This window comes from Neoroseomonas soli, assembly GCF_018129065.1.
Lineage (GTDB): Bacteria > Pseudomonadota > Alphaproteobacteria > Acetobacterales > Acetobacteraceae > Neoroseomonas > Neoroseomonas soli.
The window spans coordinates 90,321-112,130 of the sequence record NZ_JAAEDM010000006.1 but is presented as its reverse complement, the minus strand read 5'-3'; the positions used below and the strand labels follow the sequence as shown (position 1 = coordinate 112,130).

Genomic DNA, 21,810 nt, shown 5'->3' with positions numbered 1-21,810 from the left:
ACTGCGGCGCCCAGGTGCCCCTGCGCGCCGCAGCCAAGACCGGACCCTGACCTAGCCATGCGGCCGACCAGGGGCAAGGGTCACTCGGACGCGGCTTCCGCCGGCGCCGCCGTTACGGTCACGCTGCCGCCGGCAGCCTGCACCGCCGCGATCGCGGCCGCCGAGGCACCGGAGACGGTGATGGCCACGGCGCGCTTGATCTCGCCCTTCGCCAGCAGGCGTACGCCCACGAACTTGGAGGAGGAACGCACCAGCCCCGCCGCCTTCAGCGCCGCCTCGTCCACCGACTGACCGGCGGGCAGGCGGCCCGACTCGATCGCCGCGTCGAGCGCGCCGAGGTTCAGCACCGCGTATTCCTTGCGGAACACGTTAACGAAGCCGCGCTTCGGCACGCGCCGGTAGATCGGGAGCTGACCGCCCTCGAACCCGTTGATCGACACGCCGGTGCGGGCCTTCTGACCCTTCACGCCGCGGCCGCCGGTCTTGCCCTTGCCGGAGCCGATGCCGCGGCCGATTCGCTTGAACTTCGGGCGGGCGCCCTCGTTGTCGCGGATTTCGTTGAGCTTCATGGCTCAGTCCTCGACGCGCACCAGGTGCGCGACCTTGCGGATCATGCCGCGTACGGCCGGAGTGTCCTCCAGCTCACGCGTGCGATGACGCTTGTTCAGGCCGAGACCGATGAGGGTCTCCTTCTGGCCAGGCTTGCGGCCGATCGGCGACCCGAGCTGGGTCACCTTCACGGTCTTCTTCTCGTCAGGCATTCGCGGCCTCCGTCGCCTCGGCGGCGTCCTTCTTCTGGCCGAGGATGTCGGCAACCTTCTTGCCGCGACGCGCCGCAACGGCGCGCGGGCTCGTGCACTTCTGCAGCGCCGCGAAGGTGGCCTTCACCATGTTGTGCGGGTTCGCCGAGCCCGTGCACTTGGCGACGACGTCGCCCATGCCGAGCGTCTCGAACACCGCGCGCATCGGGCCGCCGGCGATGATGCCGGTACCCGCCGGGGCGGCGCGCAGGATCACGCGGCCGGCGCCGAACTCGCCGATCACGTCGTGGTGCAGGGTGCGGCCCTCACGCATCGGCACGCGGATCATCGTGCGCTTCGCACGCTCCGTCGCCTTGCGGATCGCCTCCGGCACCTCGCGGGCCTTGCCCGCACCCCAGCCCACGCGGCCCTTCTCGTCGCCGACCACGACCAGAGCGGCGAAGGAGAAGCGACGGCCACCCTTCACCACCTTGGCAACGCGGTTGATGGTGACGAGCTTGTCCTTCAGCTCGTCGCCTTCCTGGCGATCCTGACGCTGGTCGCGGTCGCCATCGCGACGGCGGCCGCGGCGCTCGCGCCCGCCTTCGCCGCCGCCTTCGCCGCCGGTCCTCGGTGCATATGCCATGTGTGTCAGCCCCTCAGAACGACAGCCCGCCCTCGCGGGCGCCGTCCGCGAGCGCCTTGACGCGCCCATGGTAGAGATAGGGTCCCCGGTCGAAGACGACTTCCGTCACCCCCGCGGCGAGCGCGCGTTCGGCCACCAGCTTGCCGACGGCCGCCGCGGCGTCCTTGTCGGCGCCGGTCTTGAGCCCGTCGCGCATCGCCTTCTCAAGCGACGAGGCGGCCGCGAGCGTGCGCCCCTGCTTGTCGTCGATGACCTGCGCGTAGATGTGCTTGCCCGAGCGGAACACCGACAGGCGCACGCGCCCGCCGGACTTCTGCCGGAGCTGGAAGCGGAGGCGACGCCGGCGGCGCGCCTCGAGATCGAGCTTGCTGGCCATTACTTCTTCTTACCCTCCTTCCGGAGGATCTGCTCGTTGTCGTACTTGACACCCTTGCCCTTGTAGGGCTCGGGGCCGCGGTACGCGCGGATCTCGGCCGCCACCTGGCCCACCTGCCGCTTGTCTGAGCCTTCCACCTTGATGGCGGTCGGCTTCTCGCAGGTGATCTTGATCCCCTGCGGGATCGCGTAGCGGATCTCGTGGCTGTAGCCGAGGTTCAGCACCAGATCGGAACCCTGCACCGCGGCGCGGTAGCCGGTGCCGTTGATCTCCATCGACTTCGAGAAGCCGGCGGAGACGCCCGTCACCATCGAGTTGATCAGGCTGCGCGTCGTGCCCCACATGGTGCGCGCACGGCGGTCCGTGCGGCGCGGGGAGACGGCGACCTCGTTCGCCTTGATCTCGACATCCACGTCATCCGTGAGGTCGAGCTTGAGCTCACCGAGCTTGCCCTTGGCGGTCAGCGTGCGGCCGGCCAGCGCGAGCGTAACGCCCGACGGCACCGGCACAGGATACTTCCCAACGCGAGACATCTGTTCGCCCCCCGTCAGAACACGCGGCAGAGGACCTCGCCGCCGACATTGGCGGCGCGGGCCTCGTTCTCGCTCATCACGCCGCGCGGCGTGGAGAGGATGGAAGTGCCAAGGCCGTTATAGACCTTGGGCAGCTCCGTGATCTTCGAATAGACGCGCCGGCCGGGCTTGGAGATGCGCGTGATCTCCTTGATGGCGGGCTCGCCTTCCGAATACTTCAGCTCGATGTCGATGAAGCGCACGCCGGGGCGCACTTCCTCGGTGCGCCAGGCGCGGATGTAGCCCTCGCGCTTCAACACTTCGAGCACGTTCTCACGCAGCTTGGACGCCGGCGCCTTGCAGCGCGACTGGCGCGCCGACTGCGCGTTGCGGATGCGCGTGAGCATATCGCCCAGCGGATCGGACATGGACATGGCCGGTCCTTCCTTACCAGCTCGCCTTGACCACGCCGGGGATCTGGCCCTTCGAGGCCAGTTCACGCAGCTGGTTACGGCAGAGCTTGAACTTGCGGTAATTGCCGCGGGGGCGGCCGGTCACTTCGCAGCGCAGGCGCACGCGGTTCGCGGCGCCGTTGCGTGGAAGCTGCGCGAGCTTCAGCGTCGCCTCGAAGCGATCCTCCACCGGCAGCTCGCGGTCCATCACCACGGCCTTCAGGGCGGCGCGCTTCGACGCGTGAAGCTTCGAGAGCTTCTCACGACGCTTGTTCTTCTCGACAGACGAGGTCTTGGCCATGCCGTCTAGGTCCTCCGGAACCTGCCGGGCTGCACCCGGCGGTTTTCCAAAAATCAGTTCTGGAAGGGAAGATCGAAGGCCTTGAGCAGCGCCTTCGCTTCCTTGTCCGTCTTCGCCGTCGTGACGAAGACGATGTCCATGCCGCGGATCGCGTCCACCTTGTCGTAGCTGATCTCGGGGAACACGATCTGCTCCTTGAGGCCAAGGGAGAAATTCCCCCGCCCGTCGAAGCCCTTGCTCCCCGGCAGCCCACGGAAGTCGCGAAGGCGGGGCAGCGCGATGGTCACGAGCCGGTCAAGGAACTCGTACATCCGCTGCTGGCGAAGCGTCACCTTCGTGCCGATCGCCATGCCCTCGCGGATCTTGAAGCCCGCGATGGCCTTCTTCGCCTTGGTCTTCACCGGCTTCTGGCCCGCGATCATCGTCAGCTCGGCGTAAGCGGCGTCGAGCTTCTTCTGGTCGCCGGCGGCTTCGCCGACGCCCATGTTGATGACGATCTTCTCGAGCTTCGGCACTTCCATCGGGTTCTTGTACCCGAATTCCTCGACGAGGCGCTTGCGCACGACCTCGTCGTAGTGCTGCCGCAGGCGCGGCTTCTCCGTCACGTCGCTCATGCGTCGAGCACCTCGCCGGAGGCCTTCGCCACCCGGACCTTCTTGCCGTCCTCGAGCACCTTGAAGCCAACCCGGGTCGGCTTGCCCGACTTCGGGTCTAGCAGGGCGAGGTTGGAGAGGTCGATCGACGCCTCCTTCTCGATGATGCCGCCGGGGCGGCCCATGCCCTGCGGCTTCTGGTGCCGCTTCGCCAGGTTCACGCCCTGCACGAAGGCGCGGCCTTCGGCGGGAACAACCCGGATCACTTCGCCCTGGCGGCCCTTGTCCTTGCCGGTCAGGACCTGGACGCGATCGCCCTTACGGATCTTCGCAGCCATGGTTACAGCACCTCCGGAGCCAGGGAGATGATCTTCATGAACTTCTTGGCGCGCAGCTCGCGGACCACCGGTCCGAAGATGCGGGTGCCGATCGGCTCATTCTGCTTGTTGATCAGCACGGCCGCGTTGCGGTCGAAGCGGATCACCGTGCCGTCCTGGCGGCGAACGGGGAACGCCGTGCGCACGATCACCGCGCGCTCCACCGTACCCTTCTTCACCTTGCCGCGGGGAATCGCTTCCTTCACGGAGACGACGATGATGTCGCCCACGCCCGCGGTCTTCCGCTTCGAGCCGCCCAGCACCTTGATGCACTGGACGCGGCGCGCACCGGAATTGTCCGCGACTTCGAGGTTGGATTCGACCTGGATCATGGATCAGGCCTCCGCAGCGCCGAGGAAGGCCGGGCGCTCGACCGTGGCGCCGTTGCGCTCGATCACCACCCAGGACTTCGACTTCGAGATCGGACGACACTCCTCGATCTGCACCACGTCGCCTTCCTTGCACAGGTTGGCGTCGTCATGCGCGGCATACTTCTTGGAGCGCCGGATGAACTTCTTATAGAGCGGGTGCATGACTCGACGCTCGACAAGAACCGTAATGGTCTTGTCCGTCTTGTCGCTGACGACCCGCCCGGTGAGGACGCGCTTCGGCATCGCCGTCGGTCTCCTCTCAGGCCTTGGGGGCGGCGCTCTGCGCGCGCTCGCCGATGATGGTCTTCACCCGCGCGATGTCGCGACGGACCTGCTTGATGCGCGAAAGCGCCTCAAGCTGGCCGGTCGCGCGCTGGAAGCGCAGGTTGAACTGCTCCTTGCGCAGGTCGAGCAGCATGGTGTTCAGCTCATCCGGCGTCTTGGCGCGGATGTCGCCGATCTTGGTGGCAGCCATGTCAGGCCTCCGCACCCAGGCGGGTGACGAACTTGGTCTTGATCGGCAGCTTGGCCGCACCGAGGGTCAGCGCCTCACGCGCCGTCTCGACCGGCACGCCGTCGATCTCGAACATCACACGGCCCGGCTTCACGCGGCACACCCAGTATTCGGGGGCGCCCTTGCCGGAACCCATGCGGACTTCCGCCGGCTTGGTCGAAACCGGCACGTCCGGGAAGATGCGGATCCACACGCGGCCCTGACGCTTCATCGCGCGAGTGATCGCACGGCGCGCTGCCTCGATCTGGCGCGCAGTCACGCGCTCCGGCTCGAGGGCCTTGAGGCCGAACCCGCCGAAGGACAGCGTGAAGCCGCCCTTCGCCAGGCCATGGATACGGCCCTTGTGGGCCTTTCGGAACTTGGTGCGCTTAGGCTGCAGCATTGTCCTTCACCTTCAGCGCTGCGGCGCTTGCTCGGCGGCGCGCTTGTCCTGCGCCATCGGGTCGTGCGCCATGATCTCGCCCTTGAAGATCCACACCTTCACACCGCAGGTGCCGTAGGTGGTCTTCGCGGTCGCCACGCCGAAGTCGATGTCGGCGCGGAGGGTGTGCAGGGGCACGCGGCCCTCGCGGTACCACTCCATGCGCGCGATCTCGGCCCCGCCGAGGCGGCCGGAGCAGTTGATGCGGATGCCGCCGGCGCCGAGGCGCATGGCGGACTGCACCGCGCGCTTCATCGCGCGACGGAAAGCCACGCGGCGCTCCAGCTGCTGGGCGATGTTCTCGGCCACCAGCGTCGCGTCGATCTCGGGCTTGCGGATCTCGACGATGTTCAGCGCCACCTCGGCACCGGCCATCTTCATGAGGTCCTTGCGCAGCACCTCGATGTCCGCACCCTTCTTGCCGATCACGACGCCCGGACGGGCGGCGTGGATCGTCACGCGGGGCTTCTTCGCCGGGCGCTCGATCACCACGCGGGACACGCCGGCGCCCTTCAGGCGCTTGTGCAGCGTCTCGCGCAGCTTGAAGTCCTCATGCAGCAGCTTGGCGTAGTCCGCGCCCGCGAACCAGCGGCTGTCCCAGGTGCGGTTGATGCCGAGCCGCAGCCCGATCGGATTGACTTTCTGGCCCATCTTACGCGGCCTCCTGCTCGGCCGTGGCGGCCAGCTGCTGCTCCGCCACCACGATCTTGAGGTGGCTGAACCACTTCTCGACAGTGGACGCGCGACCGCGACCACGCGCGTGGAAGCGCTTCATCACCATCGCGCGGCCAACCTCGGCCTTCGAGACGACCAGGCGGTCGACGTCGAGGCTGTGGTTGTTCTCGGCGTTCGCGATCGCGGACTCGAGCGTCTTCTTCACCGTCACGGCGATGCGGCGCTTGCTGAAGGTCAGCTGCGCGACCGCGTCCTGCGCCGGCTTGCCGCGGATCATCGCGGCAACCAGGTTCAGCTTGCGCGGGGAGACGCGGATATTCCACGTCACCGCCTGCGCCTCGGTGTCCTCGAGACCCCGGGGATGCTTCGGCTTGCTCATCGGATCAGCCCCGCTTCGCCTTCTTGTCGGCCGCATGGCCGGTGAAGGTGCGCGTCGGCGAGAACTCGCCGAACTTGTGGCCCACCATGTTCTCCGTCACCTGCACCGGCAGAAACTTCTTGCCGTTGTAGACGCCGAAGGTCAGGCCGACGAACTGCGGCAGGATCGTGCTGCGGCGCGACCAGATCTTGATGATCTCGTTGCGCGTCGAAGCCCGTGCGGCCTCCGCCTTGTTGAGCAGGTAGCCGTCGACGAACGGCCCCTTCCAAACACTGCGCGACATCTGCGTCAGCCCTTCGTCGCGTTGCGGCGGCGGACAATGAGCCCGTCGGTCCGCTTGTTGTTACGGGTCTTCGCACCCTTCGTGGGCTTGCCCCACGGGGTGACCGGATGCCGGCCACCCGAGGTACGGCCTTCACCACCGCCATGCGGATGGTCAACCGGGTTCATCACCACGCCGCGCTGATGCGGCTTCCTGCCGAGCCACCGGCTGCGACCGGCCTTGCCCAGTTCCTGGTTGCTGTTGTCCGGGTTGGACACGGCGCCGATCGACGCCATGCACTCCGAACGGATCAGCCGCAGCTCGCCCGACATGAGCTTCACCTGGGCGTAGCCCTGGTCCTTGCCGACCAGCTGCGCGAAGGTGCCGGCGGAGCGCGCGAGCTTGCCGCCCGCACCCGCCTTCAGCTCGATGTTGTGGATGATCGTGCCGACCGGGATCGCCGCCATCGGCATGGCGTTGCCCGGCTTGATGTCGGCCTTCTCGCTCGCGATCACCGCGTCGCCGGCCTTCAGGCGCTGCGGCGCCAGGATGTAGGAAAGCTCCCCATCCTGGTACTTCACCAGCGCGATGAACGCCGTGCGGTTCGGATCGTACTCGAGGCGCTCGATGACGCCCGGCACGCCGAACTTCGCGCGACGCTTGAAGTCCACGAGACGATAGGCGCGCTTATGTCCGCCGCCACGGAAGCGGACGGTGATGCGGCCGTGCTGGTTGCGCCCGCCCGAGGAATGCTTGCCCTCGGTCAGACCCTTCACCGGGGCACCCTTCCACAGTTCGGAACGATCGATGAGGATCGTGCCGCGCAGCGAAGGCGTGACCGGGTTGAAATTCTTCAGAGCCATGGCTTACGCGAGCCCCGTCGTGAGGTCGATGCTCTGGCCTTCGGCCAGGCGCACCATTGCCTTCTTCCAATCAGGGCGTTGACCGGGACGGTTTTTGAACCGCTTGGCCTTGCCCTTCACCACGATCGTGTTGACCGTGAGGACCTTGACGCCGAACAGGCCTTCCACCGCAGCCTTGATCTGCGGCTTCGTCGCGTCCGGGGCGACCTTGAAGGTCACCTGACCGCGCTCGCTGTTCAGCGTCGCCTTCTCGGTCACGAGAGGCGAGAGGATGGTCTGGTACATCCGCTCGCGCCCGATCACCGGGCGCTTCGGCTTCGCCGGCGTCTCGCTCATGCCAGCCGCTCCTTCAGCGCCTCCACGCCGGCGCGCGTCACCGCGAGCACGTCGTGGTTGAGGATGTCGTACACATTGGCGCCGATGGTCGGAAGCACCTGCACCTTCGGCAGGTTGCGCACGACGCGGGCGAAGTTCTCGTCCGCCGCAGCGTCCACCACCAGCGCGCTCTTCCAGCCAAGCGCCTTCAGCTTCGCCGCGACCTGGCCGGTCTTGGCATCGGCCGCCAGCGCCGCAGTGTCGAGCACCACGAGCTTGCCTTCCGCGGCCTTCTGGCTCAGCGCCGAGATCAGGCCGAGGCGACGCACCTTCTTGTTCAGGCTGTAGCCATGGTCGCGCACGACCGGGCCGTGCACCACGCCGCCCTTGCGGTACTGCGGAGCGCGCAGCGAGCCCTGGCGGGCATTGCCGGTGCCCTTCTGGCGATAGGGCTTCTTCGTGGTCCCGGAGACCTCGCCCATGCCCTTGGTCTTGTGCGTGCCGGCCCGACGCTTCGCGAGCTGCCAGTGAACGACGCGCGCCATGATGTCGGCGCGCGGGGCGGCGCCGAACACCTCGACGGGCAGCTCGATCTCGCCAGCCGGGGCGTTGTCGAGGGTGATGACGGAAATCTGCATCTTCGCCTCGCTCAGGCCACGGCTGCCGGGAAGGGCGCATCCGCATGACGCGCGCGCTTCTCTGCGTCGCGGATCATCACGTAGCCGCCCTTGGAACCAGGCACGGCGCCCTTGATCAGCAGCAGGCCCTTCTCCGCGTCCACGCCGGCCACTTCCAGGTTCTGGGTGGTCACACGCTCGACGCCGAGATGGCCGGCCATCTTCTTGTTCTTGAAGGTCCTGCCCGGATCCTGCCGCTGCCCGGTCGAACCGTGCGAGCGGTGGCTGACGGACACGCCGTGCGTCGCCTCGAGTCCGGCGAAGTTCCAGCGCTTCATCGGACCCGCAAAGCCCTTGCCGACCGTCACGCCCGTGACGTCGACCTTCTGGCCCTTCACGAAATGCGCGGGCGAGAGGACGGCGCCGGGCTCGAGCGACGCATCGGCGCCGACCCGGAACTCCACCACCTTCTTCGGCGCTTCCACACCGGCCTTCGCGAAGTGACCCTTGTTCGCCTTGGAGACGTTCTTGGGCTTCGCAGCACCGATGCCGAGCTGGATGGCTTCGTAGCCATCCTTCTCGACGGTGCGCTTCGCGACCACGCGGACATTGTCCACATGCAACAGCGTCACGGGAACGGTGGAACCGTCCTCGTTGAACAGCCGGGACATTCCCAGCTTTTTCGCGATCAGGCCGGTGCGGCCCGTCTTCGCGGCCATGGCTCTATTTCCCTCTGGCCTTAAGATCTTAGATCTTGATCTCGACATCCACGCCCGCGGCGAGGTCGAGCTTCATCAGCGCGTCCACGGTCTGCGGGGTGGGATCGACGATATCGAGCAGCCGGCGATGTGTCCGGATCTCAAACTGCTCGCGCGACTTCTTGTCCACGTGCGGGGAGCGGTTCACGGTGAACCGCTCGATATGCGTCGGCAGGGGAATCGGCCCCCGCACACGCGCGCCCGTCCGCTTCGCGGTGTTCACGATCTCCCGCGTGCTGCCATCCAGCACGCGGTGATCGAACGCCTTGAGGCGGATGCGGATGTTCTGGTTGTCCATTGTGGGGACCCGAGTTCCTACCGTTACGCCACGATCTTCGCGACGACGCCGGCGCCGACGGTGCGGCCGCCCTCGCGGATCGCGAAGCGCAGCCCCTCGTCCATCGCGATCGGCGCGATCAACTCGACGTCCATCGACACGTTGTCGCCCGGCATCACCATCTCGACGCCTTCCGGCAGCGAGACAACGCCCGTGACATCCGTCGTGCGGAAGTAGAACTGCGGACGATAGTTCGTGAAGAACGGCGTATGACGGCCACCCTCCTCCTTCGTCAGCACATACGCTTCCGCCTTGAACTTCGTGTGCGGCGTGATCGAACCCGGAGCCGCCAGAACCTGGCCACGCTCCACATCCTCTCGCTTCGTGCCGCGCAGCAGCGCACCGATGTTGTCGCCCGCCTGGCCCTGGTCCAGCAGCTTGCGGAACATCTCGACGCCCGTGACCGTCGTCTTCACCGTCGGCTTCAGCCCAACGATCTCGACTTCCTCGCCCACCTTGACGATCCCGCGCTCAACGCGACCCGTCACCACCGTGCCGCGACCCGAAATCGAGAACACGTCCTCGACCGGCATCAGGAACGGCTTGTCCACCTCGCGCGCAGGCTGCGGAATGTAGGCGTCCACCGCCTCCATCAGCTTCAGCACCGCCTGCTCGCCCAGTTCCGGCTCACGGTCCTCCAGCGCGCACAGCGCCGAGCCCTTGATGATCGGAATGTCGTCGCCCGGGAACTGGTAGCTGCTCAGCAGCTCGCGCACTTCCATCTCGACCAGCTCGAGCAGGTCGGGGTCCGCCATGTCGCACTTGTTCAGGAACACCACCAGCGCCGGGACGCCAACCTGGCGCGCCAGCAGGATGTGCTCGCGCGTCTGCGGCATCGGGCCGTCGGCCGCCGACACCACCAGGATCGCGCCGTCCATCTGCGCCGCACCCGTGATCATGTTCTTCACGTAGTCGGCGTGGCCCGGGCAGTCCACGTGCGCGTAGTGCCGGTTCGGCGTCTCGTATTCCACATGCGACGTCGAGATCGTGATCCCGCGCGCCTTCTCCTCCGGCGCACGGTCAATCTGGTCATACGCCGTGAACGTCGCACCACCAGCCTTGGCAAGCACCTTCGTGATCGCCGCCGTCAGCGACGTCTTGCCATGGTCCACGTGCCCGATCGTGCCAATGTTGCAGTGCGGCTTCGTCCGCTCGAATTTCGCCTTCGCCATGTCCGTGCTTCCCGATCGGGGTTCTTACCAGCGGTAGTGGCTGAAGGCCTTGTTGGCCTCTGCCATCCGGTGCGTATCTTCGCGCTTCTTGACGGCCGAGCCGCGGTTGTTCGCCGCGTCCATCAGCTCGCCGGAGAGGCGCTCTTCCATCGTGTGCTCGCCGCGCTTGCGGGCGGACTCGATCAGCCAGCGGATCGCCAGCGCCTGGCGCCGCTCCGGGCGGACCTCGACCGGCACCTGGTAGGTCGCGCCGCCGACGCGGCGGCTGCGGACCTCAACGGCCGGCTTCACGTTGTCCATCGCCTCATGGAACAGGCGCAGCGGATCGCTGTTCGGCCCGCCACGCTTCTTCAGCGTGTCCATGGCGGCATAGACGATGTGCTCGGCCGTGCTCTTCTTGCCGTCATACATGAGCACGTTCATGAAACGGCTCAGCACGACGTCGCCGAACTTCGGATCGGGCAGGACCTCGCGCTTTTCTGCGCGGTGACGACGGGACATCTCTCAGATCCTCACTTCGGACGCTTCGCGCCGTAGAGCGAGCGGCGCTGGCGACGCTTGGCGATGCCCTGGGTATCGAGCACGCCGCGCAGGATGTGGTAGCGGACACCCGGAAGGTCCTTCACGCGGCCACCGCGGATGAGGACAACCGAGTGCTCCTGAAGGTTGTGGCCTTCGCCCGGGATGTAGCTCACTACCTCGAAGCCGTTCGTCAGGCGCACCTTGGCGACCTTACGAAGAGCCGAGTTCGGCTTCTTCGGCGTGGTCGTGTAGACGCGCGTGCAGACGCCACGCTTCTGCGGGCTGCCCTTCAGTGCCGGAACCTTGTTCCGGGCCGGCTTCGTCTCACGCCCCTTGGCGATGAGCTGGTTGATCGTCGGCATGACGCCCCTTCGTAACCATCCCGTCCGCATCGCTGCCCTGCCAAACAGCAAGACCCGGTACGGCACGCGTAAGCGCGCCCTCCGGGCGTCCGTCCTGCTACCGGCCTCAGCCCCCATTTGCGGGGCGGCGCCGGCGGCGCAGCGATTTGGACCAAAACCTGACACGGCTCCGTCTCCGGAGCCCTGCCGAGGGGCCGCTATCTACGCGGCCCCCCTGAATGAGTCAAGCGGATCAAGCCCCGATTCCTCGGAAAGCGTGACCCGCAACGAAAAGGGGCCGGCCCCTGTGAGAAGACCGGCCCCCAAGCGCTTGCGCAGACTGCGCCTTACTCGGCCGCGTGCGGCTCCGGCAGGGCTGGGGCGGCGGCCGGCAGGCGGCCACGGTCGCGCTGGGCCGCCAGCGCCCGCAGGCGGTTCATCACCGAGCCCGTGCCCGCCGGGATCAGGCGCCCGACGATCACGTTCTCCTTGAGGCCGGCCAGGTAGTCCACCTTGCCCGCCGTGGCGGCCTCCGTGAGCACCCTGGTCGTCTCCTGGAAGGAGGCGGCGGAGATGAACGAGGTCGTCTGCAACGAGGCCTTGGTGATGCCCTGCAGCACCGGCTCGGCGACCGCGGGGCGTTCCTTGGCCTCGACCCGCTTCTCGTTCTCGATCTCGAACTCGATGCGGTCGACCTGCTCGCCGATCAGGTAGGTGGTGTCGCCCGGATCGGTGACCTCCACCTTCTGCAGCATCTGCCGGACGATGACCTCGATGTGCTTGTCGTTGATCTTCACGCCCTGGAGTCGATAGACCTCCTGGATCTGCTCAACGAGGTAGTCGGCCAGCTTCTCGACGCCAAGGACGCGCAGGATGTCGTGCGGCACGCGCGGCCCGTCGACCAGCGGGTCGCCGCGCTTCACGTAGTCGCCTTCCTGCACCGAGACGTGCTTGCCCTTGGGCACCAGGTATTCGCGCGCGACCGGGGTCTCGTCGCCCACCTGCTCCGGCACCACCAGGATGCGACGCTTCGCCTTGTAGTCCTTGCCGAACTCCACGCGCCCGTCGATCTCGCTGATGATCGCGTGGTCCTTCGGGCGCCGCGCCTCGAACAGTTCCGCGACTCGCGGCAGACCGCCGGTGATGTCGCGGGTCTTCGAGGATTCACGCGGCAGGCGGGCCAGCACGTCGCCGGCGGCGACCTGCGCCCCGTTGTCGATCGAGAGAATCGTGCCGGGGGTGAGGAAGTAGATGGCCTCGGTCCCGTTGTCGCGCTTCACGACGTTGTTCTTCTCGTCGCGCAGGATCAGGCGCGGGCGCAGGTCGGCCGCTTTGCCGGGGGCCTTGTACTCGACCACCTCCTTGAAGGAGAGGCCGGTGACCTCGTCCTGCCGGTCGACCAGCGTGACGTTCTCGATGAGGTCGGCGAACTCCACCCGGCCGAGCTTCTCGGTGATGATCGGCAGGGTGAACGGGTCCCACTCGGCCAGCTTCAGACCGCGCGTAACCTGCATCCCGTCCTCGGCCAGCAGGCGAGCACCGTAGGGCACGCGCTGGCGCGCGCGCTCGCGGCCCTGCGCATCGACCAGCACGATCTCGCAGTTACGCGACATCACGATCGGCTGGTTCTGGCTGTTCGCCACCACCACGCGGTTCAGCACCTTGATGGTGCCGTCGCCCGAGGCCTCCACCGCCGACTGCTCGGCGCCACGCTGCGCCGCGCCGCCGATGTGGAAGGTGCGCATCGTCAGCTGCGTGCCCGGCTCGCCGATCGACTGCGCGGCGATGACGCCCACCGCTTCGCCGATGTTGACCGGGGTGCCGCGCGCGAGGTCACGGCCATAGCAGCGGCCGCAGACGCCTTGGCGGGCGTCGCAGGTCAGCACGGAGCGGATCTTCACCTGCTCCACGCCGGCCTTCTCGATGCGCTCCGCCCCGACCTCGTCGATCAGGTCGTTACGCGAGACGATTGCCTCGCCCGTCGCCGGATCGAGCACATTCTCCTGCGCCGTGCGGCCCAGGATGCGCTCGGACAGGGAGGAGACGACCTCCGCCCCGTCCATCGCCGCACCCACGGTCAGGCCGCGCTCGGTGCCGCAATCCTGTTCGACGATGATGCAGTCCTGCGCCACGTCGACGAGACGACGCGTCAGGTAGCCCGAGTTCGCGGTCTTCAGCGCCGTGTCCGCGAGGCCCTTGCGGGCGCCGTGGGTGGAGTTGAAGTACTCGAGAACCGAGAGGCCTTCCTTGAAGTTCGCGATGATCGGCTGCTCGATGATCTCGCCGCTCGGCTTGGCCATCAGGCCGCGCATGCCGGCAAGCTGACGCATCTGCGCGGGCGAACCACGCGCACCGGAATGCGACATCATCCAGACGGAGTTGGTCGGCCGGCCGACTTCCTGCTTCTGGATCTCCTTCATCATCGCGCCGGCGACTTCGTCGGTGCAGCGCGACCAGGCGTCGACCACCTTGTTGTAACGCTCGCCGGCGGTGATGAGGCCGTCGAGATACTGCTGCTCGAACTCCTTCACCTCGTCCTTCGTCTTGGCGATCAGGGCGGTCTTGGTGTCGGGGACCACCATGTCGTCCTTGCCGAAGGAAATCCCGGCCTTCGCCGCCTGGCGGAAGCCGAGGCCCATCAGCCGGTCGGCGAAGATCACGCTCTCCTTCTGGCCGCAGTGGCGATACACCGCGTCGATCACGTCGGAGACGTTCTTCTTCGTCAGCATCCGGTTGACGAGGGCGAAGGGCAGGTTCGGATGCAGCGGCAGCAGCGCGCCGATCATCATGCGGCCGGCAGTGGTCACGACCGTCTCGCTCGCCACACTGCCATCCGCCTTCATCGCCTGCCGGCGCGAGTGGATGAGGCTGTGCAGCGTGATGGTGCCGCTCTCGATCGCCTGCTCGACCTCGCCGAGGCCTGCATAGATCTGCGGGCGCCATGCGAGAGCCGTGCGGTCATCGGCGGTCAGCGCCGATTCGGCCTTGCCCGCCGCACCGGCGATCAGCGCCTTGTAACGCTCGACCTGCTCCGTCGCCGCGCGGAATTCCGGCGTCTCCAGGCTCAGGTAGTAGAGGCCGAGGACGATGTCCTGCGACGGCACGATGATGGGCTTGCCGTTCGCGGGGCTGAGGATGTTGTTGGTCGACATCATCAGCACGCGCGCCTCCAGCTGGGCCTCGAGGCTCAGCGGGACGTGCACGGCCATCTGGTCGCCGTCGAAATCCGCGTTGAAGGCGGTGCAGACCAGAGGGTGCAGCTGGATCGCCTTGCCTTCGATCAGCACGGGCTCGAAGGCCTGGATGCCGAGTCGGTGCAGCGTCGGCGCCCGGTTCAGCATGACCGGGTGCTCGCGGATCACCTCCTCGAGGATGTCCCACACCTCGGGACGCTCCTTCTCCACCATCCGCTTCGCGGCCTTGATGGTGGTGGCGTGGCCGTACTTCTCGAGCTTGCTGTAGATGAACGGCTTGAACAGCTCGAGCGCCATCTTCTTCGGCAGGCCGCACTGGTGGAGCTTCAGCTCCGGCCCGACGACGATCACCGAACGGCCCGAATAGTCCACGCGCTTGCCGAGCAGGTTCTGGCGGAACCGGCCCTGCTTGCCCTTCAGCATGTCGGACAGCGACTTCAGCGGGCGCTTGTTGGCACCCGTGATGGCGCGGCCGCGGCGGCCGTTGTCGAACAGCGCGTCAACCGCTTCCTGCAGCATGCGCTTCTCGTTGCGCACGATGATGTCGGGCGCGCGGAGCTCGATCAGCCGCTTCAGGCGGTTGTTGCGGTTGATGACGCGACGATAGAGGTCGTTCAGGTCCGAAGTCGCGAAGCGGCCGCCGTCCAGCGGCACCAGCGGGCGCAGCTCGGGCGGGATCACCGGCACGACATCGAGGATCATCCACTGCGGATGCGCACCCGATTCAGCGAAGGACTCGATCAGCTTCAGGCGCTTCACGAGCTTCTTGCGCTTCGCCTCGGAGGTCGTCTCCTTCAGCTCGCCACGCAGCTTCACGGCCTCGGCCTGCAGGTCGTTGCCGCCGAGCATCTGCTTCACGGCTTCCGCGCCGATGCCGACCGAGAAGGCGTCCTCGCCGAACTCGTCCATCTTCTGCTGGTACTGGTCCTCGTTCAGCAGCTGATGGAGCTTCAAGTCGGTCAGGCCGGGTTCGAGAACCACGTAGTTCTCGAAGTACAGGACCTTCTCCAGCTCCTTCAGCGACATGTCGACCATCAGGCCAACGCGCGAGGGCAGCGACTTCAGGAACCAGATGTGCGCGACCGGAGAGGCGAGCTCGATATGGCCCATGCGCTCGCGGCGCACCTTGGCCAGCGTCACCTCGACGCCGCACTTCTCGCAGATGATTCCGCGGAACTTCATCCGCTTGTACTTGCCGCACAGGCACTCGTAGTCCTTGATCGGACCGAAGATGCGCGCGCAGAACAGCCCGTCCCGCTCCGGCTTGAAGGTGCGGTAGTTGATGGTCTCGGGCTTCTTGATCTCGCCATAGGACCAGGACCGGATCTGCTCGGGGGAAGCGATCGTGATCTTGATCTGGTCGAAGGTCATCGCCTGGCCGGTCTGGCCCAGGATCTTCATCAGCTCGTTCATGCGGTCCTCGTGGATGAGGCCGCCGCCGCGGAATGCCCGCGGCGGCTGAGCGTTACGAAAGAGGCGGAGCGCCGGCGCATCACGCCGGGCGGTTCTCCAGATCGACGTTGAGGCCCAGCGACTTCAGTTCCTTCACCAGCACGTTGAAGGATTCCGGAATGCCGGCCTCGAAGTTGTCCTGGTCCCGGACGATGGCCTCGTAGACCTTGGTGCGGCCAGAGACGTCGTCCGACTTGACCGTCAGCATCTCCTGCAGCGTGTAGGCCGCGCCATAGGCTTCGAGCGCCCACACCTCCATTTCGCCGAAGCGCTGGCCACCGAACTGCGCCTTGCCGCCCAGCGGCTGCTGGGTAACGAGCGAGTAGGGGCCGATCGATCGCGCGTGGATCTTGTCGTCGACCAGGTGGTGCAGCTTCAGCATGTAGATGTAGCCAACCGTCACCTTGCGCTCGAACTTCTCGCCGGTGCGGCCGTCATGCAGCCACACTTGGCCGGAGGTATCGAGGCCAGCCTTGGTCAGCATGCCCTCGATATCCGCCATGCGTGCACCGTCGAAGACCGGCGTCGCGATGGGGATGCCCTTGCGCAGGTTCTCGCCCAGTTCGACGAGTTGCTCGTCACTCATCGGCGCGATGTCGCGGGCGAAGATCTCCTCGCCGTAGACATCCTTGAGCTTCGTCTCGAGGTCCGTGCGGCGGGCGCCGCGATGGCGGTATTCCTCCACCATCTCGCCGACCTGCTTGCCGAGGCTCGCGCAGGCCCAGCCGAGATGCGTCTCGAGGATCTGCCCGACGTTCATGCGCGACGGCACGCCCAGCGGGTTCAGCACCAGGTCCACATGGCTGCCATCCTCGAGGAACGGCATGTCCTCGATCGGCACCACGCGGGAAACGACACCCTTGTTGCCGTGCCGGCCGGCCATCTTGTCGCCCGGCTGCAGCTTGCGCTTCACCGCGACGAAGACCTTGACCATCTTCATCACGCCGGGCGGCAGCTCATCGCCACGCTGCAGCTTCTCGACCTTGGACTCGAAGCGCTTCTGCAGCTTCTCGACCGCGGCGTCGAATTCGCGCTTCAGCGCCTCGATCTCGGCCATCGAAGCGTCATCGGCCACGCCGATCTGGCGCCAGGTCGCCTTCGCGAACTGGTCCAGCACCTCGTCGGTGATGACCGTGCCGGACTTCACGCCCTTGAAGCCGCCGGAAGCCTTCTTGTTCAGCATGCGCTCGCGCAGCCGGCTGTAGAAGGAACGCTCCTGGATCGCCTTCTCGTCGTCGCGGTCCTTGGCCAGCCGCTCGATCTCGGCGCGCTCGATCGCCATCGCGCGCTCGTCCTTGTCCACGCCGCGGCGGGAGAAGACGCGAACGTCCACGACGGTGCCGGCCACGCCCGGCGGCAGCTTCAGCGAGGTGTCGCGGACGTCGGAAGCCTTCTCGCCGAAGATGGCGCGAAGAAGCTTCTCCTCCGGCGTCATCGGGCTTTCGCCCTTCGGCGTCACCTTGCCGACCAGGATGTCGCCCGGCTGCACCTCGGCGCCGATGTAGACGATGCCGGCCTCGTCGAGGTTCCGCAGCGCCTCCTCACCGACATTCGGGATGTCGCGGGTGATCTCCTCCTGGCCCAGCTTGGTGTCGCGGGCCATCACCTCGAACTCCTCGATGTGGATCGAGGTGAAGACGTCGTCCTTCGCGATGCGCTCGCTGATGAGGATCGAGTCCTCGAAGTTGTAGCCGTTCCACGGCATGAACGCGACGAGCACGTTCCGGCCGAGGGCGAGTTCACCCAGTTCCGTCGACGGGCCGTCGGCGATGATGTCGCCGGCCTGCATCCTGTCTCCCACCTTCACCAGCGGACGCTGGTTGATGCAGGTCGACTGGTTGGAGCGCATGAACTTGCGCAGCCGGTAGATGTCGACGCCACGGGTCGTGCCGTCATCGCCCGTCGCACGCACCACGATGCGCGCGCCGTCGATGCTGTCGATCACGCCGTCGCGCTTGGCGACGATGGTCGCGCCCGAGTCACGCGCCACCGCAGCTTCCATGCCGGTGCCCACGAGCGGGGCATCGGCACGGATCAGCGGCACCGCCTGACGCTGCATGTTCGAACCCATCAGCGCGCGGTTGGCGTCGTCGTTCTCGAGGAACGGGATCAGCGCCGCGGCGACGGAGACGAGCTGCTTCGGGGAAACGTCGATCGCCGTCACTTCTTCCGGCTTCACCAGGCGGAAGTCGCCGCCCTGGCGCACGGAAACGAGCTCATCCTTGAAGGACCCGTCGTCATCCACGTTCGCGTCGGCCTGCGCGACGACCAGCCGCTCCTCTTCCATCGCGGAGAGGTAGCGCGGGTCGCCGACGATCTTGCCATCCTTCACGAGGCGATACGGCGTCTCGATGAAGCCGTACTTGTTCACCTTCGCGAAGGTCGCGAGCGAGTTGATCAGGCCGATGTTCGGCCCTTCCGGCGTCTCGATCGGGCAGATGCGGCCATAATGCGTCGGGTGCACGTCGCGCACCTCGAAGCCGGCGCGCTCGCGCGTCAGGCCGCCCGGGCCAAGCGCCGAGAGACGACGCTTGTGCGTCACCTCCGACAGCGGATTGGTCTGGTCCATGAACTGCGACAGCTGGGACGACCCGAAGAACTCGCGCACCGCGGCGGCGGCCGGCTTCGCGTTGATCAGGTCATGCGGCATGACGGTGTCGATATCGACCGACCCCATGCGCTCCTTGATCGCGCGCTCCATGCGCAGCAGGCCGACGCGGTACTGGTTCTCCATCAGTTCGCCGACCGAACGCACACGGCGATTGCCGAGGTTGTCGATGTCGTCGATCTGGCCGCGCCCGTCCTTCAGGTCGAGCAGCACGCGCAGCGTGGCGACGATGTCCTGCTTGCGCAGCGTGCGGATGTGATCGGGCACTTCCTCGGTCGAGAAGCCGAGGCGCATGTTCATCTTCACGCGGCCGACGGCGGAGAGGTCGTAGCGCTCGGCGTCGAAGAACAGGCCCTTGAACAGGGCTTCCGCGGTTTCGGGCGTCGGCGGCTCACCCGGGCGCATGACCCGGTAGATGTCCATCAGCGCTTCGTCACGGTTGGTGTTCTTGTCCACCGAGAGCGTGTTGCGCATCCAGGGGCCGACGGACTGGTCGACGGCCAGCGTCGGCAGGTGATCCAGGCCGGCCTGCTCGATGGCGGCGAGGCGCGGTTCGGTCAGCTCGTCGCCGGCCTCGGCCCAGATCTCGCCGGTCTGCAGGTCGACCAGGTCCTCGGCGACGAAGCGCCCGAGCAGGTCGGCGCGGCCGACCAGCACCTCGGTCGTGCCGGCCTCGGCGATCTTGCGCGCGGTGCGCGGGGTCAGCTTGGCGTCCTTCTCGGCCACCACCAGGCCGGTCTTGGCGTCGACCAGCGGCTCCACGAGCTTCACGCCGCGGAAGGCCTCGGGGTCGAAGGGGCGGCTCCAGCCCTTGGGGCCGCGGCTGAACGCGACCTGGCCATAGAAGGAGTTGAGGATCTCCTCGGCGTCCATGCCGCGGATCTCGTTCGGGTCGAGGTCGCGGCCTTCGGCGGCGGCCTGCGCGCGCAGCCCCTCGGTCCGCTGGGAATCGAGCGCGAGCAGCAGCGTCGTCGTCGGCAGCTTACGCTTCCGGTCGATGCGGACGTAGCAGATATCCTTGGCGTCGAACTCGAAGTCGAGCCAGGAACCGCGATAGGGGATGACGCGCGCGGCAAACAGGTACTTGCCGGACGAGTGGGTCTTGCCCTTGTCGTGGTCGAAGAACACGCCCGGGGAGCGGTGCATCTGCGAGACGATGACGCGCTCGGTGCCGTTGATGATGAAGGTGCCGTTGTCTGTCATGAGCGGCATGTCGCCCATGTAGACGTCCTGCTCCTTGATATCGCGGACGGAGCGGGACCCGGTGTCCTCATCCACGTCCCACACGATCAGGCGCAGGCGCACCTTCAGCGGCGCGGCGAAGGTCAGCCCGCGCTGGATGCATTCCTCGACGTCATACTTCGGCTCTTCGAGCTCGTATTGCACGAACTCCAGGCGGCCACGCCCGGCGAAATCGTCGATCGGGAAAACGGATTTGAACACCTCCTGCAGCCCGGCATGGAACCGGCTGTCCGGGCTCACCTCCATCTGCAGGAAGGCCTCGTAGGAAGCCCGCTGCACGTCGATGAGGTTCGGCATCGGCGCCACTTCGGGGAGACGCCCGAAGCTCTTGCGGATCCGCTTGCGCCCCGTGAACGACTTCGTGATAGCGTTCATGCCTGTCCTGCTTCCCTTCATCCCCGGCCCGTACTTCCCGGCCAGCTGGGAACCTACCGAACCACCGACCCCCGGACCGGCGGAACGCAGGAACGGGCGGCGTTACCGGACCCTTCCGGCAACCCCACCCGCACCCGATTCAACTTTTTCCCCCATCCCCGCCCGTCGCCGGACGGGGACGGAGGGCGAGATCACTTGATCTCGACCTTGGCGCCGTTGTCTTCCAGCACCTTCTTGATCTTGTCCGCCTCGTCCTTGGACACGCCTTCCTTGACGGTCTTCGGGGCGCCCTCGACCAGGTCCTTGGCTTCCTTGAGGCCGAGGCCGGTGATGGTGCGGATCTCCTTGATCACGTTGATCTTCTTGTCGCCGGAAGCGGCAAGGATCACGGTGAACTCGGTCTGGGCCTCGGCGGCCGGGGCGGCAGCCGCGCCAGCAGCCGGCGCCGCCGCAACGGCGACCGGCGCCGCGGCGGAAACGCCCCACTTCTCCTCGAGCATCTTGGAGAGCTCGGCGGCCTCCAGAACGGTCAGGGACGACAGCTCGTCCACCAGCTTCGCGAGATCGGCCATGTCTGAATGCTCCTCGATCTAATGGCTTGACATCGGTTGTGCAACTCCCCCGCCGCCGATTTACGCCTCAACCATGAGGCGAACCGGTTTCGGGGGACGGTTCCTGCGGCCCTCAGGCCGCCTGGGCCTCGTCCTTCTTGGCGTAAGCCGAAAGGACCCGCGCCACCTGCCCACCAGGGGCCTGGAGGATGCCCGCGATGCGCGTCGCCGGGGTCTGGATGAGACCCAGCAACTGCGCACGCAGCGTCTCCAGGGACGGCAGCTCGGCCAGAGCCTTCACGCCTTCGGCGCTGAGCGTCTGGGTACCGAGCGCGCCGCCCAGGACCACGAACTTGTCGTTCGTCCTGGCGAACTCGACCGCGGTCTTCGCCACCGCCACGGGATCCGTCGACCATGCAATGGCCGTCGGACCCTTCAGCAGCGGCTTGACGCCGTCGAAACGGGTGCCTTCGAGGGCGAGGGTGGCCAGGCGGTTCTTCGCGACCTTGTACGTCGCGCCCGCCGCGCGCATCCGGCGACGCAGTTCGCTCACATCCGTGACCGTGAGACCCTTGTTCTGGGCCACGAGCACGAAGGAGGTCTCTGCGAAGACGGCCGCGAGGGAGGCGACGAACTCACGCTTCTCCGTACGGTCCACTCCACGTCTCCGTCGGTGGCCGGGGCCTTGTGGAAGGGCACCGGCCGGTTCACACGGGGGCGCCCGGCGCAAACGCCGCACACCCCGGTTCGCCTGTCAGGCCGGAACACCTAGCCAAGCCGCCCCGGGACGGATCCCGGGGTCGTCAAAGGTTCGGCACCCCGTCTCTCCCCTGCCCGGCTTCCG

The 21,810-nt window shown here is 66.9% G+C and carries 28 protein-coding genes; all 28 read right to left on the bottom strand.

All coding sequences use genetic code 11. The annotated features are described in order from the left end of the window. Positions 1 to 80 precede the first annotated feature (80 nt). The 28 genes from rplO to rplJ all read right to left on the bottom strand — a co-directional run bounded on the left by rplO (position 81) and on the right by rplJ (position 21,624). Positions 81 to 569, bottom strand: a complete 489-nt coding sequence (rplO, locus tag GXW76_RS04175) for a 50S ribosomal protein L15 (protein WP_211860725.1) — start codon at positions 567 to 569, stop codon at positions 81 to 83. A 3-nt stretch (positions 570 to 572) separates the two neighbouring features. Continuing rightward, positions 573 to 761, bottom strand: a complete 189-nt coding sequence (gene rpmD, locus GXW76_RS04170) for a 50S ribosomal protein L30 (RefSeq protein WP_211860724.1) — start codon at positions 759 to 761, stop codon at positions 573 to 575. Beyond that, complete coding sequence (gene rpsE, locus GXW76_RS04165; RefSeq protein ID WP_211860723.1) at positions 754 to 1,386, bottom strand: 30S ribosomal protein S5; 633 nt, start codon at positions 1,384 to 1,386, stop codon at positions 754 to 756. The genes rpmD and rpsE overlap by 8 nt, the downstream gene beginning before the upstream one ends. Before the next feature lie 13 nt (positions 1,387 to 1,399). Continuing rightward, a complete protein-coding gene (rplR, locus tag GXW76_RS04160) occupies positions 1,400 to 1,762 on the bottom strand; it encodes a 50S ribosomal protein L18 (RefSeq protein ID WP_211860722.1) in 363 nt (120 codons plus the stop codon). After that, positions 1,762 to 2,295: a 50S ribosomal protein L6 gene (gene rplF, locus GXW76_RS04155; protein ID WP_211860721.1), complete on the bottom strand. Its 534-nt coding sequence runs from the start codon at positions 2,293 to 2,295 to the stop codon at positions 1,762 to 1,764. Before rplF ends, rplR begins: the two co-directional genes overlap by 1 nt. Before the next feature lie 14 nt (positions 2,296 to 2,309). Beyond that, complete coding sequence (gene rpsH / locus GXW76_RS04150; RefSeq protein WP_211860720.1) at positions 2,310 to 2,708, bottom strand: 30S ribosomal protein S8; 399 nt, start codon at positions 2,706 to 2,708, stop codon at positions 2,310 to 2,312. Between the two features lie 13 nt (positions 2,709 to 2,721). Continuing rightward, complete coding sequence (gene rpsN, locus GXW76_RS04145; protein WP_211860719.1) at positions 2,722 to 3,027, bottom strand: 30S ribosomal protein S14; 306 nt, start codon at positions 3,025 to 3,027, stop codon at positions 2,722 to 2,724. A 53-nt stretch (positions 3,028 to 3,080) separates the two neighbouring features. Continuing rightward, positions 3,081 to 3,641 (bottom strand): 50S ribosomal protein L5, encoded by a 561-nt coding sequence (rplE, locus tag GXW76_RS04140; RefSeq protein WP_211860718.1) that lies wholly within the window; start codon positions 3,639 to 3,641, stop codon positions 3,081 to 3,083. After that, a complete protein-coding gene (rplX, locus tag GXW76_RS04135; RefSeq protein ID WP_211846706.1) occupies positions 3,638 to 3,958 on the bottom strand; it encodes a 50S ribosomal protein L24 in 321 nt (106 codons plus the stop codon). The genes rplE and rplX overlap by 4 nt, the downstream gene beginning before the upstream one ends. Positions 3,959 to 3,960: 2 nt before the next feature. Continuing rightward, positions 3,961 to 4,329 carry a 50S ribosomal protein L14 gene (gene rplN / locus GXW76_RS04130; protein WP_211860717.1) on the bottom strand — a complete coding sequence of 123 codons (369 nt, stop codon included), beginning with the start codon at positions 4,327 to 4,329 and terminating at the stop codon, positions 3,961 to 3,963. 3 nt (positions 4,330 to 4,332) lie between these two features. Next, positions 4,333 to 4,611 carry a 30S ribosomal protein S17 gene (gene rpsQ, locus GXW76_RS04125; RefSeq protein WP_211860716.1) on the bottom strand — a complete coding sequence of 93 codons (279 nt, stop codon included), beginning with the start codon at positions 4,609 to 4,611 and terminating at the stop codon, positions 4,333 to 4,335. Positions 4,612 to 4,627: 16 nt separating this feature from the next. Further along, a complete protein-coding gene (gene rpmC / locus GXW76_RS04120) occupies positions 4,628 to 4,843 on the bottom strand; it encodes a 50S ribosomal protein L29 (RefSeq protein ID WP_211860715.1) in 216 nt (71 codons plus the stop codon). 1 nt (position 4,844) lies between these two features. Beyond that, positions 4,845 to 5,264, bottom strand: coding sequence for a 50S ribosomal protein L16 (rplP, locus tag GXW76_RS04115; RefSeq protein ID WP_211860714.1), 420 nt, complete (start codon positions 5,262 to 5,264; stop codon positions 4,845 to 4,847). A 12-nt stretch (positions 5,265 to 5,276) separates the two neighbouring features. Beyond that, positions 5,277 to 5,954, bottom strand: coding sequence for a 30S ribosomal protein S3 (gene rpsC / locus GXW76_RS04110; protein WP_211860713.1), 678 nt, complete (start codon positions 5,952 to 5,954; stop codon positions 5,277 to 5,279). A 1-nt stretch (position 5,955) separates the two neighbouring features. Continuing rightward, the gene (gene rplV / locus GXW76_RS04105) at positions 5,956 to 6,357 is read right to left on the bottom strand and encodes a 50S ribosomal protein L22 (protein WP_211860712.1); all 402 of its coding nucleotides are present in this window, start codon (positions 6,355 to 6,357) and stop codon (positions 5,956 to 5,958) included. Between the two features lie 4 nt (positions 6,358 to 6,361). Beyond that, the gene (gene rpsS / locus GXW76_RS04100) at positions 6,362 to 6,640 is read right to left on the bottom strand and encodes a 30S ribosomal protein S19 (RefSeq protein ID WP_198370885.1); all 279 of its coding nucleotides are present in this window, start codon (positions 6,638 to 6,640) and stop codon (positions 6,362 to 6,364) included. A gap of 5 nt (positions 6,641 to 6,645) precedes the next feature. Then, positions 6,646 to 7,482 (bottom strand): 50S ribosomal protein L2, encoded by an 837-nt coding sequence (gene rplB / locus GXW76_RS04095; protein WP_211860711.1) that lies wholly within the window; start codon positions 7,480 to 7,482, stop codon positions 6,646 to 6,648. A 3-nt stretch (positions 7,483 to 7,485) separates the two neighbouring features. Beyond that, positions 7,486 to 7,782, bottom strand: a complete 297-nt coding sequence (locus GXW76_RS04090) for a 50S ribosomal protein L23 (RefSeq protein ID WP_211860751.1) — start codon at positions 7,780 to 7,782, stop codon at positions 7,486 to 7,488. 32 nt (positions 7,783 to 7,814) lie between these two features. Then, positions 7,815 to 8,435 carry a 50S ribosomal protein L4 gene (rplD, locus tag GXW76_RS04085; RefSeq protein ID WP_211860710.1) on the bottom strand — a complete coding sequence of 207 codons (621 nt, stop codon included), beginning with the start codon at positions 8,433 to 8,435 and terminating at the stop codon, positions 7,815 to 7,817. A gap of 11 nt (positions 8,436 to 8,446) precedes the next feature. Further along, positions 8,447 to 9,133 (bottom strand): 50S ribosomal protein L3, encoded by a 687-nt coding sequence (gene rplC / locus GXW76_RS04080; protein WP_211860709.1) that lies wholly within the window; start codon positions 9,131 to 9,133, stop codon positions 8,447 to 8,449. Between the two features lie 28 nt (positions 9,134 to 9,161). Then, positions 9,162 to 9,470 (bottom strand): 30S ribosomal protein S10, encoded by a 309-nt coding sequence (gene rpsJ / locus GXW76_RS04075; RefSeq protein ID WP_137127378.1) that lies wholly within the window; start codon positions 9,468 to 9,470, stop codon positions 9,162 to 9,164. A 23-nt stretch (positions 9,471 to 9,493) separates the two neighbouring features. After that, positions 9,494 to 10,681: an elongation factor Tu gene (tuf, locus tag GXW76_RS04070; protein WP_211860697.1), complete on the bottom strand. Its 1,188-nt coding sequence runs from the start codon at positions 10,679 to 10,681 to the stop codon at positions 9,494 to 9,496. Positions 10,682 to 10,705: 24 nt separating this feature from the next. After that, positions 10,706 to 11,182 (bottom strand): 30S ribosomal protein S7, encoded by a 477-nt coding sequence (rpsG, locus tag GXW76_RS04065; protein ID WP_211846695.1) that lies wholly within the window; start codon positions 11,180 to 11,182, stop codon positions 10,706 to 10,708. An 11-nt stretch (positions 11,183 to 11,193) separates the two neighbouring features. Beyond that, complete coding sequence (gene rpsL, locus GXW76_RS04060; protein ID WP_137127375.1) at positions 11,194 to 11,565, bottom strand: 30S ribosomal protein S12; 372 nt, start codon at positions 11,563 to 11,565, stop codon at positions 11,194 to 11,196. Positions 11,566 to 11,891: 326 nt separating this feature from the next. Further along, positions 11,892 to 16,151: a DNA-directed RNA polymerase subunit beta' gene (rpoC, locus tag GXW76_RS04055; RefSeq protein WP_211860708.1), complete on the bottom strand. Its 4,260-nt coding sequence runs from the start codon at positions 16,149 to 16,151 to the stop codon at positions 11,892 to 11,894. A gap of 79 nt (positions 16,152 to 16,230) precedes the next feature. Next, positions 16,231 to 20,415 carry a DNA-directed RNA polymerase subunit beta gene (gene rpoB, locus GXW76_RS04050; protein WP_211860707.1) on the bottom strand — a complete coding sequence of 1,395 codons (4,185 nt, stop codon included), beginning with the start codon at positions 20,413 to 20,415 and terminating at the stop codon, positions 16,231 to 16,233. A 191-nt stretch (positions 20,416 to 20,606) separates the two neighbouring features. Further along, on the bottom strand, positions 20,607 to 20,987 hold the full coding sequence (gene rplL, locus GXW76_RS04045; RefSeq protein ID WP_211860706.1) for a 50S ribosomal protein L7/L12: 381 nt from the start codon (positions 20,985 to 20,987) through the stop codon (positions 20,607 to 20,609). Between the two features lie 112 nt (positions 20,988 to 21,099). Then, on the bottom strand, positions 21,100 to 21,624 hold the full coding sequence (gene rplJ, locus GXW76_RS04040; protein ID WP_211860705.1) for a 50S ribosomal protein L10: 525 nt from the start codon (positions 21,622 to 21,624) through the stop codon (positions 21,100 to 21,102). Positions 21,625 to 21,810: the final 186 nt, after the last annotated feature.